At 69.2% G+C, this 14,069-nt stretch carries 11 protein-coding genes and 1 pseudogene; 8 read left to right on the forward strand and 4 right to left on the reverse strand.

Translation table 11 applies throughout. The features are described 5' to 3' along the window. Nucleotides 1-29: 29 nt before the first annotated feature. Complete coding sequence (locus FJ694_RS03780; RefSeq protein ID WP_198320714.1) at nt 30-3,218, forward strand: bifunctional diguanylate cyclase/phosphodiesterase; 3,189 nt, start codon at nt 30-32, stop codon at nt 3,216-3,218. Here FJ694_RS03780 and FJ694_RS03785 read toward each other — a convergent pair. Continuing rightward, nucleotides 3,194-3,754, reverse strand: coding sequence for a hypothetical protein (locus FJ694_RS03785; protein ID WP_198320715.1), 561 nt, complete (start codon nt 3,752-3,754; stop codon nt 3,194-3,196). The genes FJ694_RS03780 and FJ694_RS03785 overlap by 25 nt on opposite strands. 10 nt (nt 3,755-3,764) lie before the next feature. Then, nucleotides 3,765-4,919 carry a zinc-dependent alcohol dehydrogenase gene (locus tag FJ694_RS03790; RefSeq protein ID WP_157264393.1) on the reverse strand — a complete coding sequence of 385 codons (1,155 nt, stop codon included), beginning with the start codon at nt 4,917-4,919 and terminating at the stop codon, nt 3,765-3,767. Between the two features lie 411 nt (nt 4,920-5,330). Between FJ694_RS03790 and FJ694_RS03795 the strand changes: the two genes are divergently transcribed. The 5 genes from FJ694_RS03795 to FJ694_RS03815 all read left to right on the forward strand — a co-directional run bounded on the left by FJ694_RS03795 (nt 5,331) and on the right by FJ694_RS03815 (nt 9,549). Beyond that, entirely contained in the window at nt 5,331-5,837 is a 507-nt protein-coding gene (locus tag FJ694_RS03795) for a hemerythrin domain-containing protein (protein WP_232539884.1), read from the forward strand. After that, entirely contained in the window at nt 5,834-6,973 is a 1,140-nt protein-coding gene (locus tag FJ694_RS03800) for a glutathione-independent formaldehyde dehydrogenase (protein WP_157264395.1), read from the forward strand. The genes FJ694_RS03795 and FJ694_RS03800 overlap by 4 nt, the downstream gene beginning before the upstream one ends. A 32-nt stretch (nt 6,974-7,005) precedes the next feature. Continuing rightward, on the forward strand, nt 7,006-7,545 hold the full coding sequence (locus tag FJ694_RS03805; protein WP_157264396.1) for an SRPBCC family protein: 540 nt from the start codon (nt 7,006-7,008) through the stop codon (nt 7,543-7,545). Further along, nucleotides 7,542-8,708 (forward strand): zinc-dependent alcohol dehydrogenase, encoded by a 1,167-nt coding sequence (locus tag FJ694_RS03810; RefSeq protein WP_157264397.1) that lies wholly within the window; start codon nt 7,542-7,544, stop codon nt 8,706-8,708. The genes FJ694_RS03805 and FJ694_RS03810 overlap by 4 nt, the downstream gene beginning before the upstream one ends. 94 nt (nt 8,709-8,802) lie before the next feature. Continuing rightward, nucleotides 8,803-9,549 carry a type 1 glutamine amidotransferase domain-containing protein gene (locus FJ694_RS03815; protein ID WP_157264398.1) on the forward strand — a complete coding sequence of 249 codons (747 nt, stop codon included), beginning with the start codon at nt 8,803-8,805 and terminating at the stop codon, nt 9,547-9,549. 100 nt (nt 9,550-9,649) lie between these two features. Here the strand turns inward: FJ694_RS03815 and FJ694_RS37895 are convergent. Next, a pseudogene (locus tag FJ694_RS37895) lies at nt 9,650-9,793 on the reverse strand (nicotinate phosphoribosyltransferase); the annotation flags it as partial. 161 nt (nt 9,794-9,954) lie between these two features. Next, the gene (locus FJ694_RS03825) at nt 9,955-11,310 is read right to left on the reverse strand and encodes an MBL fold metallo-hydrolase RNA specificity domain-containing protein (RefSeq protein WP_157264400.1); all 1,356 of its coding nucleotides are present in this window, start codon (nt 11,308-11,310) and stop codon (nt 9,955-9,957) included. Between the two features lie 233 nt (nt 11,311-11,543). On the opposite strand from FJ694_RS03825, the gene FJ694_RS03830 reads away from it, so the two are divergent. Both FJ694_RS03830 and FJ694_RS03835 read left to right on the forward strand, forming a co-directional pair. After that, nucleotides 11,544-13,106, forward strand: a complete 1,563-nt coding sequence (locus FJ694_RS03830; RefSeq protein ID WP_157264401.1) for a bifunctional aminoglycoside phosphotransferase/ATP-binding protein — start codon at nt 11,544-11,546, stop codon at nt 13,104-13,106. Nucleotides 13,107-13,368: 262 nt separating this feature from the next. Next, entirely contained in the window at nt 13,369-13,872 is a 504-nt protein-coding gene (locus tag FJ694_RS03835; RefSeq protein ID WP_157264402.1) for a universal stress protein, read from the forward strand. Nucleotides 13,873-14,069 lie beyond the last annotated feature (197 nt).

Genomic DNA, 14,069 nt, shown 5'->3' on the forward strand with positions numbered 1-14,069 from the left:
CGGTCGAACTCGACAGCGCCCAGCGACACGTGGCAACGGTTCTGGAGCGCATCAGCGATGCCTTCTTCGCCGTCGATGCCGCGTGGCGATTCACGTACGTCAATCAACAGGCAGCTTCCATGCTGCAGCATCCGGTCCAGCGGTTGCTGGGGCAGGTGCTGTGGTCGATCTTCCCCAACGCCCTGGGGACGGTGTTCGAGCAGGAATACCACGCTGCGATGAGGTTGCAGCAGGCGCGCCGTTTCGAAACCTACTACGGGCCCCTGGATCTCTGGGTGGAAGTCGACGCCTATCCGGGACTGGATGGCCTGTCGGTGTACTTCCGCGACATCTCCGCCCGCAAGCGCGAAGAGGAGCGACAGTGGGAGCGTACGCAGGCCTTCACGGCCCTGGCCGAGAACTCGCCGGACATCATCAGCCGGTTCGATCGGGAAGTGAGATTCGTCTACACCAACGGCGCGATGCTGCGGGAAACCGGCCTGGCTCCCGAGGTCATCCTGGGCCGGCGGCCCGACGAGGTGGACATGGGCATGTGCCCGCCCTGCACGCGCAGGTGGGTACAAGCGCTGGAGCGGGTCGTGGCGACAGGTTGCAGCGCCGACATCGTCGTGCAGTGCCGCGGGCCCCGCGGTGAGCGCTGGTACGAGATTCGTTGCGTGCCCGAATTCAGCGAGTGCCGCGCCGTGGCGTCGGTGCTGGCCATCGCACGCGACGTCACGGCGCAGCGCAAGGCCGAAGAGACCTTGCGGGAAAGCGAGGAGCGCTTCCGCCTGTTCGTCGAGAACGCCTCGGACACCCTGCTGGTCCTCGAACAGGATGCAACGCTGCAGTTCGTCAGCCCCACCATGGCGCGGGACTTCGGACATGCCTCGCAGGCGCTGTTGAGGACGTCTGCCCAGGCACTGATGCATCCCGAGGACTGGCCCGGAGCCCAGGCTGCGATCCAGGCCGCCTTTGCGCAACCCGGCATGACGCACATCGCCGAGGTCCGGATACGCGACAGCCGCGGCCACTGGCGCCCTTGTGAAGCCGTCGGCCGGGTGGCCCGCACGGTGGCCGACAGCCAGGGCCTCATCGTCAGCCTGCGCGACATGACCCGCTGGCACGAGCTCGAGGCCAGCCGCCGTGCCGAGGAAGCGCGCTTCAAGGCCTTCATCGAGCATGCCCAGGACATCATCTCCGTCATCTCGCCCAGCGGCCATCTGGGCTATGTCAGCCCGGCGGCCGAGCGCGTCCTGGGCCTGGCACCGCACGAGATCGTCGGGCGCCACATTTCCGCACTGGTGCACCCGGAAGACGTCGGTATTGCCCTCCAAGCGCTGGCCGACGTCACCACGGCGCCGGGCCGGCAGGTGGAGTTCACGGTCCGCTGCCGCAGCAGCAACGGCACCTGGCGCACCGTGGAGACCCGCGGCTGGAACCTCGTGCACGAGGCGCAGATCGGCGGGATCGTCCTCAACACGCGCGACATCACGGAACGCGCGCAAAGCGAGGCGGCATTGCGCGTGAGCGAGGAACGCTTCCGGGCGCTGAGCGTCTCGTCGCCGGTGGGCGTCTTCATGGCCGACGCGCATGGCCGGCTGCTCTACGTGAACCCTCGCCTGAAGCAGACATGGGACCGCCCGGAGGGCGAGGTGCTCGACGACGGCTGGATCCGGCATGTCCATGCCGATGACGTGCCCCGCCTCCTGCGAGCCTGGCAGGAGGCGCTGCACTCGGGCAAGGAATGCGAAGCCGACTTCCGTCTGCAGCGCCCTGACGGGTCCGTCCGCCACATCCGCGGACGCTCGGCGTCGCTGCGCGATGCCCGGGGCGCCGTCATCGGCGCCGTCGGGACGGTGTGGGACGTGACGGAGCGCAAGGCGCTCGAGCGCGAGCTGACGTTCCGCGCCCATCACGATGCGCTCACCGGGCTGGAGAACCGCTCCCGCTTCCGGGAGCAGGTCGAGCAGGCCCTGGTGCCGCGGCCTGACGGGCTGGGTCCCCGTGTCCAGCCCGCCGTGCTGTTCATCGACCTCGACGACTTCAAGACCGTGAACGACTCCCTTGGGCACGAGTTCGGTGACCGGCTGCTCAAGCACATCGCGGTCCGCCTGCGCGAGGCCACCCGCCCAGCCCACACCGTGGCGCGGCTCGGAGGCGACGAGTTCGCCGTGCTGGTCGAGGACATGGCGCACGAGGCCGACTGCGTGTCCCTGGCCCACAGGGTCGTCGAGTCATTGAGCGAGCCCTTCGAGCTGGATGGGCATGCGTTGCGCGTGGGCGCCAGCGTCGGCATCGCCCGGGCGTGCGCCCAGGACTCGGCCGACGAGCTGCTGCGCAACGCCGACTTGGCGATGTACCGGGCGAAGCAGGGCGGCAAGCGCCGGCACGAGCTGTTCCGCCCGGAGATGCACCAGGCCGTGCTGGAGCGCCGCCGCATGGAGGATGACCTGCACCGGGCCCTGGCCCGCGGCGAGCTCCTGCTGCACTTCCAGCCCATCGTCGAACTCTCAACCGGACAAGCCCGCGGGGTGGAGGCCCTGGTGCGATGGCGGCATGCCGCCAACGGGCTCGTGCCGCCCGGCAAGTTCATCCCGGTGGCGGAGGAGACGGGCCTGATCGTCCCGCTGGGGCAGTGGGTGCTGGACGAAGCCTGCCGGCGCGCCGTGCACTGGCCCTGCGTGGCGGGCAAGCCGCTCACCGTGACCGTGAACGTGTCGGCGCGCCAGCTGGCGGAGACCGATTTCGTCGAGCATGTCCGCGATGCCCTGCGGGCATCCGGACTGGCGGCCGATCGCCTGGTGCTGGAGATCACGGAAGGCGTGCTGATGCACGACCGGGACGCCATGCTGGTGAGGCTGCAGCAGCTCAAGGCGATCGGCGTGAGGGTGGCCGTGGACGACTTCGGAACCGGGTTCTCGTCGCTGGCCTACCTGCAGCGCTACCCGGTGGACGTGCTCAAGATCGACAAGTCCTTCGTCGACGTCCTGGAGCAGGGCGGCAAGCACATGGCCATCACCGGCACCGTGGTCGGACTGGCACGGGCACTGCACCTGCGATGCGTCGCGGAGGGTGTCGAGAACGAAGCCCAGCGCGCAGCATTGCTTGCGCTGGGATGCGCCTACGCACAGGGCTACCTGTTCGCGCGGCCGATGGAAGACGAATCCCTGCGTACCTGGCTGGCCGCGCCCGAGCGCGGCGTGGCGACGACCTACCTGCGCCGCGAGCGTGTGTAAGCCACCAGGCCAGCCACGCACAGGCCGGCGATGGCAGCGCCCTTGACGAACCCGGCACGGTTGTACCGCCATTGCGCGGACAGGCCGAGTTCCTTGGGCAGGTTCGGCACGCGCAGGCGTGCCAGGTCTGCGGCGAGGTCTTCGACCACGTTGACGCGGTCGGCGAGCAGCAGCGCCAGCCAATGAGGCAGCTGGCCTTCGCTGAACCGATAGGCGAAGTCGCGGATCGCCCCGCTCAAACCCTGCGGCGGGCATGAAGTTCCGAACACCGGCGTCAGTTTCCCGTGCTCGATCGACTTGTGGATCTTGATCCTGGCCACCTGCTGCTCGATCGGCGGGTAGAGCGACTCGACGCCGATGTCGGGCGCCTTGTCGCGCGGCACGCCGGGTCGCGTTGCCGGGTCGAGGTCCGAGCCCCAGCCCCGGATGTCGGCAGCCAGGTCCACCGACCGGCGCTGCTCCGTGTTCAGTGAATAGCCGCCCGGGATCGGCTCCGCAAGGATGTCTTGGGAGGAAGAACGAACTCCTTGGTCCATGGCGGGCTCCTCAGTGTCCGGTGGAAGGAATCACCATCGGCTTGATGCAGCCGTCAAGCTTGTTGGCGAAGACGTTGTACCCCTCGCTGATGTCCTCCAGCGCGAAGCGGTGGGTGATCACGTCCTTCGGGTTGATGTGCCCGGCTTCGATGTGCTCGATGCAACGCGGCAGGTTGCGCTTGACGCTTGCCTGGTTCGTGCGGATCGTCAGGCCCTTGTTCATCGCGTCGCCGATCGCGACCAGGTTGAACGGCGGCCCGTAGGCGCCGATGATCGAAACGACACCGCCCTTTCTCACCGAGTCGATGGCCCAGTTGAGCGCGTTCGCGGCCCCGGCTTGCAGCTTGAACGGCCGGATGCCGACGAAACGGTGCAGCATGTCCCCGGTCGCATCGCAGCCGACCGCGTCGATGGCCGCGTCCCAGCCCAGCCAGTCGGTCGCCTTCTTGAGGTGCCAGACGGGATCTCGGACGTCGCGGAAGTTGAGCGTCTCGCATTGCGCGAACCTCTTCGCGAACTCAAGCCGATAGTCGTAGTGATCGACGATCATGACCCGGCCGGCCCCCATGAACCATGCCGACTTTGCCGCGAACAGCCCGACCGGTCCGGCACCGAACACGACGACGGAGTCGCCGCGCTTGATTTCCGCCATCTCGGCGGCCTGGTAGCCCGTCGGGTAGGCATCGGTGCACAGCGCCGCGTTGTCGTCGTCGATGGTGTCCGGGATCTTCATCGGCCCGGCGTCGGCGAACGGGACGCGCACATACTCGGCCTGGCCGCCATCGTAGCCACCCGTGGTGTGCGAGTACCCGTAGATGCCGCCGACGGCGGTCGCGTTCGGATTGACGTTGTGGCAGTTGCTGAACAGCTGCTTCTGGCAGAAGTAGCACTCGCCACAGAAGATGTTGAATGGAACCAGGACACGGTCGCCCGTCTTCAGCGTGTGCACATCGGCGCCCACGTCCTCGACGACGCCGACGAACTCGTGACCGAACGTCTGGCCGACGCGGGTGTCGGGCATCATCCCGTGGTACAGGTGCAGGTCCGAACCGCAGATGCAGGCGCGGGTGACGCGGACGATCGCGTCGCGCGGGTGCTCGATCTCGGGAATGGGCTTGTCGATCACGCGGATCCGGTACGGTCCGCGGTAGGTCATGGCACGCATGGTGGGCTCCGGTTGACGCTGAAGGTGCGACCGGCAAGCTGAGCGAAGCGCGCCACCGGACCTGGGCCATCGACGATTGCGTCAGCGGCCTGCGCTTGCCGAACTGCAGCGCACCGTGCGCTGAACCTGATTCCATCATCGGTCAGAAGGCAGGCGTTTCCAAGCCGTCGTTCGTCTGGAGTGCCCCGGGCTGATGGCACACGGTTCCCGGGCATTGCCCGGCTCAGGGGACCAAGACCCGGCCCGGTGGGACGCCATGGATCGAAGACCGGCCCCAGCCAGCGGGGAGTATCTGCACCAAGTTGCAGCGGCTGGGCAAGGCACAAACCAGCTACATCATCAGTGATGTGTCCTTGTGCCGCAAGGAAGTTGTGTGCTCACATGACTGCCTTACCTTCACAAGGAGTCCAGGTGAGCGCCACCCTTTATTACGAAGACGCGGTCGACCTGCTGGACGCAGACCACAAGCTGGTCCAGAAGCTCTTCCTCGACTACCAGGGCCTGTGTGACGACGGCGGGTCGTCCAAGGCCAAGCAGAAGCTGGCCCTGAAGATCTGCCAGGACCTTACCGTGCACACGCAGATCGAGGAGGAAATCTTCTATCCGCGCGTGCGCGCCGCCATCGAGGACGATGCGCTGATGGACGAGGCGTTGCAGGAGCACGCCGAGGCCAAGGAGGCGATCGCCAGGCTCCAAGGCATGGCGCCCACGGACGACGGCTACGACGACACGGTCAAGCAGCTGTTCGCCACCGTGATGGACCACGTGATGGACGAGCGCGAGCAGGTCTTCCTGAAGGCGCGCTACTCCACGGCCGACCTGCGCGGCATGGTGCCCGAGCTCCATGCGCGCAAGAAGGAGCTTCAGGCCGCAGCACCGGCGCCCGCGCCGGCGGGAAGGAAGAAGGGGTCATCATGAAGGCACTGGTCTACAACGGGCCGCGCGATGTCCAGGTCCAGGACATGCCCGACGCCCGCATCGAACGTCCGACCGATGCGCTGGTGCGCATCACCCGCACCAACATCTGCGGCTCGGATCTCCACATGTACGAAGGGCGCACCGACATGCGGCCGGGCCGCATCCTCGGCCACGAGAACGTGGGCGAGGTGATCGAGGTCGGGCCCGCCGTGGACCGGGTGAAGGTCGGGGACATGGTGTCCATGCCCTTCAACATCGGCTGCGGCTTCTGCGAGAACTGCGAGCGCGGGCTGAGCAACTATTGCCTGACCGCCAACCCGGGGCTCGCCGGCGCCGCCTACGGCTTCGCCGACATGGGGCCCTACCACGGCGGGCAGGCGGAACTGCTGCGCGTGCCCTATGCCGACTACAACTGCCTGATCCTGCCGCGCGACGCCCAGGAGAAGCAGAACGACTACGTGATGCTCTCCGACATCTTCCCCACGGGCTACCACGCCACCGAGCTGGCGCAGCTGCGTCCCGGCGAGTCGGTGGTGATCTACGGCGCCGGCCCCGTGGGGCTGATGGCGGCCCTGGCAGCCACCGTCAAGGGCGCGAGCCTGGTGATGGTGGTCGATACCCACAAGGACAGGCTGGCGCTGGCCGAGAAGATCGGCGCGGTGGCGATCGACGACACCGAGGGCGGCGGCATCGAGCGCGTCATGGAGCTGACCGGCGGGCGCGGCGCGGACTGCGGCTGCGAATGCGTGGGCTACCAGTGCTGCAACATGCATCAGCACGAAGTGCCCAACCTCACCATGAACAACCTCGTGAACGCGGTCAAGTTCACCGGCCACATCGGGGTGGTGGGCGTGTTCGTGCCGATGGATCCGAACGCGCAGGACAAGCTGCAGCGGCGCGGGCAGATGGCCTTCGACTTCGGCATGTTCTGGTTCAAGGGCCAGAAGATGGGCACGGGCCAGTGCCCGGTGAAGGCCTACAACCGCTTCCTCAGCCGCCTCATCGAGCAGGAGAAGGTCAAGCCTTCGTGGATCGTCTCGCACGAGCTGCCGCTGGAGCAGGCGCCCGAGGCCTACAGGAACTTCGATGAACGCCAGGACGGCTGGACCAAGGTGACGCTGAAGCCCAACGGCTGAACGGTCCGTCTGCACCTCGAACGGGAACACGCATGAGCGCAAGTCAAGCACCGCAATCTTCCTCGCTCCAGGGTAGCGCGCACGAGGTGCGCTGCGCACTGCCTATCGGGCTGCCGCCCGAGGAGCTGCACCGGCTCTGGCTTGACGCGCGCGCGCAGCGCGTGGTCATGGCGCAGCTTGCCGAGGTCTCCGCCTCGGGCGACCTTTGGCATTGGAAAGCACACGCGAAATGGATTGGCGATGTCGAGTGGGACTCGCGCATCGTCGTGGACGATCCCGGCAGGCGGATCGCCTGGCAGTCCACGGAGGGCGCCGAGCTGCCCAACGAAGGCGAGCTGGTGTTCGGCCCGGGCCGCCCCGGCTGGGGCACCGAGGTGCGGCTTACCTGGCGCTTCGATCCGCCCGGCGGCAAGCTGGGCGACTTCGTGGCCCGGCTCACCCACGCGCCGCACGCGATGGGCGCACTCGTCCTTCGCCGCTTCAAGAGCCTGGCCGAAACCGGCGAGGTGCCCACGCTGGAGCACAACCCGACCACGCGCGACGACCCCGATCCCTATGGAGCATTCGAATGAGAGCCATCTGCTGGAACGGCGTGAACAAGCTCGCGGTCGAGACCGTTCCCGACCCCATCATCGTCAATCCCGGAGACGCGATCCTCAAGGTGCGCCTGAGCACCACCTGCGGCTCGGACCTGCACTTCATCGACGGGTACATACCGACGATGAAGGAAGGCGACGTGATCGGTCACGAGTTCATGGGCGAGATCGTCGACGTCGGCCCGGGGGTGCGCAAGGTGCGCAAGGGTGAGCGGGTGGTCGTGCCCTCCTTCATCGGCTGCGGCCAATGCTGGTACTGCGGCAAGCAGCTCTGGTCGCTGTGCGACAACACGAACCCGCATCCGTACCTGCAGGAACCGCTGCTCGGGTATCCCACGGGCGGCATCTACGGCTACACCCACGCGTTCGGCGGCTACGCGGGCTCGCATGCGCAGTACATGCGCCTGGCGCACGCGGACACCAACTGCTTCCCGGTGCCCGACGGCGTCTCGGACGTGCAGGCCTTGTTCCTCTCCGATGCGGCGCCCACGGGCTACATGGGTGCCGATTTCTGCGCCATCGAGCCGGGCGACACCGTCGCCGTGTGGGGATGCGGCGGTGTCGGGTTGATGGCGCAGAAGAGCGCATTCCTGCTCGGTGCCGAGCGCGTGATCGGCATCGACCGCTTTCCGGAACGGCTGCGCATGGCGCGCGAGCAGGTCGGCTCCGAAACCATCGACTACACCGCCACCGACGTGGTCTACGCGCTGAAGGACATGACCGGTGGCCGGGGCCCCGACGCCTGCATCGACGCGGTGGGCATGGAAGCGCATGGCGAGGGACTGGAGTACGCCTACGACCGGATCAAGCAGGTGCTGCACCTGCATACCGACCGCGGGGAGGCGATGCGCCAGGCGATCCTGTGCTGCCGCAAGGGCGGCACGCTGTCGGTCCTGGGCGTGTACGGGATGATGGACAAGTTCCCGATCGGGACGATCATGAACAAGGGCCTGACCCTGCGCACCGCGCAGCAGCACGGGCAACGCTACCTGCCGCGACTGCTCGAACACGCGCAGCGCGGCGAGCTGGACCCGTCATTCATGGCCACGCACCGCTTCTCGCTGGAGGATGGGCCGCGCGCCTACGAAATGTTCAAGAAGAAGCAGGACGGGCTGGTGCGCGCGGTGTTCGAGCCCTGAGCGCCGGCACTCGCGGAAAGCGGTGGCCGGCCGGCTGCGGCCGGGCACGGAAGGCGCGGCGCACGGCGCGCGGGACAACTGAACGGAGGACCCCATGGCGGTTGGGCATCAATTGAAGGGCAGGCGCATCGCGGTGCTCGCCGCGGACGGGTTCGAGAAGGTCGAGCTGACCGTGCCCGTCGCGGCGCTGCGCGCAGCGGGCGCCGGCGTGGACATCATCTCCCTGCGCCCGGGACGCATCCGCGGCGTGAACCTCCACGAGCCGGCGAGCCGGGTGAAGGTGGACCGCACGCTCTCCGATGCCTCGGTGGACGACTATGACGCCCTGCTCATTCCCGGCGGCTTCATCAATCCCGACCTCCTGCGCCAGTCGGCACCGGCGCGCGAGTTCGTGCGCGGGTTCGATGCCGGCGGCAAGCCCATCGCGACGCTGTGCCACGGCCCCTGGCTGCTGACCTCCGCCGGGCTGGCCTCGGGCCGCCGCATGACGTCGTGGCCGGGCGTGCGCGACGACATGGTCAACGCGGGCGCGACCTGGCTGGACCAGGCGGTGGTGAGGGACCGCAACTGGCTCACCAGCCGCGGGCCACAGGACATGGTGCCGTTCGTGAGCGCGCTGCTGCCCTTTTTCGCCGGGCAGCCGCCAACGGCGGAGACTGCGGCGGCTCCCGCCACCGCCGCGGACTCGTCGCCGCAGCGCGATGCACCGCCGCAGGTGGTGCTCGGTGCGATGAAATGGCTGCCTCGCCCGTCGTTCCGGGCGGTGGCGCTGGTCGGCGCGCTCGCTGCCTTCTATGTCGCGCGCAACCACCACAAGGCAGCGCGCGGCCTCACGGGCTGAGCCACCTTTGCTCGGCCTCCATCGAGCCGGTGCAGTCACCAGGAACGGCGGCGGATGCCGCCGCGGGAGGCGAGGCGGTGTCCAGGGCTCCCTTGCACGCCTCGAGGGCGGCTTCCTCGCCGGCATGTGCCTGGATGAACGAATGGGCCATGGTGCCGAGCACCGGGATGCCGAAGCGCCACCCCGCCACGGCCGTGGCCGTACCGTCGAAGCCGGCTGGGTACGCTGCACGCGCGCCTGGCAACTGCCTGGGCCGGGCTTCATGCCACGCCCGTCCGGTGGCGACGGAACTCCCGATCGTGGTGCCCGAAGACAAGGTCAGGAGCGGTTGGGCGCGCGCCATTGACGAGGCGCAATCCAGGCCCGTGCTTCGGTCGCCGCCTTGTAACCTGGTGCCATCAGCGGCTACAGCTCCACCACCCGGCCCAGCAACGGCACGGTGGCCGACCAGCCGAGCTCCCTGCCGATGCGCTGGCGCAGCGCATCGGCGGCGGCAGGCTCGCCGTGGGTCACGAACACGCGCTGCGGCGGCTGCGGCGCGGTGGACAGCCACTGCACCAGCTGTGCCGCGTCGGCATGGGCCGACAGGCCCTCCAGCGCAACGACCTCGGCCTTCACCGGCACGTCCTCGCCGAAGATGCGAAGCATCCTTTCACCGGCGAGCAGCCGTGCACCGCGCGTGCCACCGGCCTGGAATCCCACCAGCACGACGCTGTTGCGATGGTCGGGCAGGCGCTGGCGCAGGTGGTGCAGCACGCGTCCGCCCGTGGCCATGCCGCTGGCCGAGACGATGACTGCGGGAAAGCGCAGCTGCCCCAGCGCGCGCGACTGCTGCGGCGTGCGCACCATCTCGGCCACGCCGCACATGCCCGCGCATTCCTGCGCCGACAGCCGGTGCTCGGCGCGGTAGTGGTGGTAGATGGCCGTCATGTCGATCGCCATCGGGCTGTCGAGGAACACGGGCAGATCGGGGATCGCGCCGCGCGCCTTGAGCCGGTGCAGCATGAACAGCAGCGCCTGGGCCCGGCCGACCGCGAAGGCGGGCACGACCACGCTGCCGCCGCGCGCGGCCGTGCGCGTGATCACGTCGCCCAGCGCGGCTTCGGCGTCCAGCGCGGGGTGCAGCCGGTCGCCGTAAGTGGACTCCACGACCATCGAGTGCGCCGCTGGCACGGGCGCGGGACCGGGCATGACCAGGTCGTCGGGCCGGCCGACATCGCCGGAGAAGAACAGCCGGTGCCCTTCGACGTCGAGCAGCACGGACGCCGCGCCCAGGATGTGCCCGGCACGCTGGAAGGTGGCGGTCACGCCCGGTACGACGGGCGTCGGCGCGTCGAAGGGCACCGGGTCCAGGCGGCGCAGGGCCGTCCTGGCGTCTTCCTCGGTGTAGAGCGGCTGCGCCGGCTCGTGGCGCGAGGTGTGGTGGCGGTTGGCGAAGGCGGCGTCTTCCTCCTGGATGCGGCCGCTGTCGGGCAACAGCAGCCGGCACAGCTCGACGGTGGGCGGCGTGGCCAGCACCGGCCCCCGGTAACCCTGCCGCACCAGCAGGGGCAGCGAGCCCGAGTGGTCCAGGTGCGCGTGCGTGAGCAGCACCGCATCGACCGCGCTCGCCTCGAAGGGCAGCGGCTCCCAGTTCATCTCGCGCAGCGCCTTCCAGCCCTGGAACAGGCCGCAGTCGACGAGCATCCTTCGGCCGCGGTGTTCGAGCAGGTACTTCGAGCCGGTGACGGTACCCGCAGCGCCAAGAAAGCCGAGCTTCATCGGTCACCTCGTGACGGTGCTGCCCATGGTCGCCATGGAGGCTGGCCCGGCGCTTGAGCCATCTCAAGGATGCAAGCGGCCGCGGGGGCCACAGTGGGCCGGGAAGCCGATACGCTGGCCTGTGCCGGCGTGCCCGGTGTGGCACTGCCCTGGAATTGCGTGTGCTGGCCGATGCGCGCGGATGGATCGCAAGGTGCGACGGCCGGTTCACGACGCAGCAGAGGTCCTGAGTCATGACGGAAGCCGCCTGCACATCTCCTCCAGCGCTGTCGATCGGAACACTGGGGTCGCAGCTGGAGCACTGCACGGGGAAACCGGTAGTGCTCAAGGAGACGCATGTCTCCTGGGTGCTGCTCACGGATCGCCTGGCCTTCAAGCTCAAGAAGCCGGTGCGCTTGCCCTTCCTGGACTTCGGCGACGCGGCCAAGCGCGAGGCGGCATGCCGGGAGGAACTGCGCGTCAACCGCCGCCTCGCGCCCGCGCTGTACCTGGGCGTGATCCCGGTGCGCGGCACGCCGTCGGCGCCGCGCTGGGGCGGGTCCGGACCGGTGCTCGACCATGCCGTGGTCATGCGCCGCTTCGCCGACGATGCGCTGATGAGCGCGCGGGCGCGACAGGGCACGCTCGACGGGCGGCACATCGAGTTGCTGGCGCAGCGCATCGCCTTCTTTCACCAGCGCGCCGCCATGGCCGCGCCGCATGAGACCTTCGGAAACCCGGCGCAAGTGCGGCGCCAGGCGTTGAACGTGCTCGACCAGCTCGACGCCGGAACCGGCAACGACGCGCGCCTGGCCGCGCTGCGCGGCTGGGTCGACATCCAGGCGCAGGCGCTGGCTCCGGTGCTTGCACAGCGGCGCGAGGTCGGTGCGGTACGGGAGTGTCACGGCGACCTGCACCTGGGCAACCTCGTCGTGCTGGGCCCGGACGATGCCACCGCGTTCGATGCGATCGAGTTCGACGCGGCGCTGCGCTGGAGCGACGTCATGAGCGACGTGGCCTTCGCCACCATGGACCTGCAGGCGCACGGCCGCGCCGATCTGGCCTTCTGCTTCCTCGACGTCTACCTGCAGCAGTGCGGCGACTACGCCGGCACGCGCGTGCTGCGCTTCTTCCAGGTCTACCGGGCCCTGGTGCGCGCCCTGGTGCACTCGCTGTCGCCGGCCGGGGACGCCGGCGCCCCGGACTACCTGGCATGCGCGCAAGACCTGGTGGCCGCCGGCGCGGCGCCACGCCTGCTGATCACCTGCGGCCCCGCGGGCAGCGGCAAGTCCACGCTGGCGCAGGCGCTGGTGATGCGCGCCGGGGCCATACGCATCCGCTCCGACGTGGAGCGCAAGCGCCTGTTCGGCCTGCAGCCCCTGCAGCGCTCGGCCGAGCAAGGCCTGGCCCTGTACTCCCACGAGATCGGACAGCGTACGTATGAGCGAATGGCGGCCTGCGCCCGGGAGGCGCTGCTGGGCGGCTTTCCCGTGATCGTGGACGCCGCATTCCTGCGCCGGGCGCAGCGCCGCGGTTTCGCGGAGCTGGCCGGCAGCCTGGGCGTGCCCTTCGCGATCCTGGCCTGCAGTGCCCGCACCGACACGCTGCGCCGGCGCGTGGCCGAGCGCGATGCCGCGGGCCATGACGCTTCCGAAGCCGGCGTGGAAGTGCTTCAGGCCCAGCTCGACACTGCCGAGCCGCTGGACGCGGGCGAGCGTGCTTTCGCCCTCGAGGTGGAAACTGACGCGGCGCTGGATACCGGTGCCTTGGCGGCCCGCTGGTTGCAGGCAACCGCGGCAGCGGCATGCGCTCCCTGACCGTGCGGAGCGGGCAGGGGGAACTGCGCCGGTCCGGCGCCCGCATGAGGCGTGCGCGAGCCCATGTCCGGGCAGCTGCTGGGCGCGGGCGGCGAGCGGCAAGGCGCCCCGGCGTGGACCGCTCCGGGTCGAGGAATCGACTTCCAGGGTTCGGTTTTACTGGAAGGTGCTGCTCGGCCAGGCTGCTTCATGCCCTGGCGGGTGGGCGCTAGATTCGACTCACCGCTGCATCGGCGCACCGATGCGTTCTGGAGGCATTGCCATGGCCAATCTTCTGTTGCCCTGCGACGGCTCGCCCAACGCGCTGCGGGCCGTGCGCCACGTGATCGCCGAGCACCGGCGCGAGCCGGGCCTGCGGGTGCACCTGCTCAATGTCCAGCCGGCATTCTCGGCCTACGTGGCGCGCCACGTCAGCCGCGAGGTACGGGCCGACTTCCACCGCGAGCGCTCCAGCGTCGCTCTTGAGCCCGCGCGCCGGCTGCTGGCCGAGGCGGGCGTGGAGCACCACGTCCATGCCGAGGTCGGCGACCGGGTGGGCTGCATCCTGGCTGCCGCGCGCAGGTTGCGTTGTGACCGCATCGTCATGGGCACGGCGCGCAGGAGCCCGCTGGTGCGTGCCATCGGCCAGTCGCTGACCGGCGCCCTGATCGAGCGGGCCGACGTGCCCGTCGAGGTGATCGTCGGCGACCAGGCCAGCGCACTGGAGCGCATCGGCATTCCCGCCAGCGTCGGCGCCGGCGCCGCGCTGCTGTGGGCAGCCAACTGAGCAAGCCATAAGGACGCGCATGCCTGCGGCCGGCAGGCTGGCGAGGGCGCCGGCAGCAAGACCGCTGGGCGCGGAGCTCATGGCGGCGCCGCGGTCGGGAGGCGCGGCTTCTGCTCCGGATCGGACTCGGCACTCATGGGCCGCTCCAGTCATTGCCGGCCCGGTGGTGAGGCGCGCGCTCCCCGAGCAACGCAGCC

The organism is Azohydromonas aeria, from assembly GCF_009760915.1.
Taxonomy (GTDB): Bacteria; Pseudomonadota; Gammaproteobacteria; order Burkholderiales; family Burkholderiaceae_C; genus Azohydromonas; species Azohydromonas aeria.

What these genes read in the sequence shown, in the direction of transcription:
- FJ694_RS03785 (WP_198320715.1), bottom strand. Translation starts at nt 3,754, where the DNA reads ATGGACCAAGGAGTTCGTTCTTCCTCCCAAGACATCCTTGCGGAGCCG.
- FJ694_RS03790 (WP_157264393.1), bottom strand. Translation starts at nt 4,919, where the DNA reads ATGCGTGCCATGACCTACCGCGGACCGTACCGGATCCGCGTGATCGAC.
- FJ694_RS03800 (WP_157264395.1), top strand. Translation starts at nt 5,834, where the DNA reads ATGAAGGCACTGGTCTACAACGGGCCGCGCGATGTCCAGGTCCAGGAC.
- FJ694_RS03805 (WP_157264396.1), top strand. Translation starts at nt 7,006, where the DNA reads ATGAGCGCAAGTCAAGCACCGCAATCTTCCTCGCTCCAGGGTAGCGCG.
- FJ694_RS03810 (WP_157264397.1), top strand. Translation starts at nt 7,542, where the DNA reads ATGAGAGCCATCTGCTGGAACGGCGTGAACAAGCTCGCGGTCGAGACC.
- FJ694_RS03815 (WP_157264398.1), top strand. Translation starts at nt 8,803, where the DNA reads ATGGCGGTTGGGCATCAATTGAAGGGCAGGCGCATCGCGGTGCTCGCC.
- FJ694_RS03825 (WP_157264400.1), bottom strand. Translation starts at nt 11,310, where the DNA reads ATGAAGCTCGGCTTTCTTGGCGCTGCGGGTACCGTCACCGGCTCGAAG.
- FJ694_RS03830 (WP_157264401.1), top strand. Translation starts at nt 11,544, where the DNA reads ATGACGGAAGCCGCCTGCACATCTCCTCCAGCGCTGTCGATCGGAACA.
- FJ694_RS03835 (WP_157264402.1), top strand. Translation starts at nt 13,369, where the DNA reads ATGGCCAATCTTCTGTTGCCCTGCGACGGCTCGCCCAACGCGCTGCGG.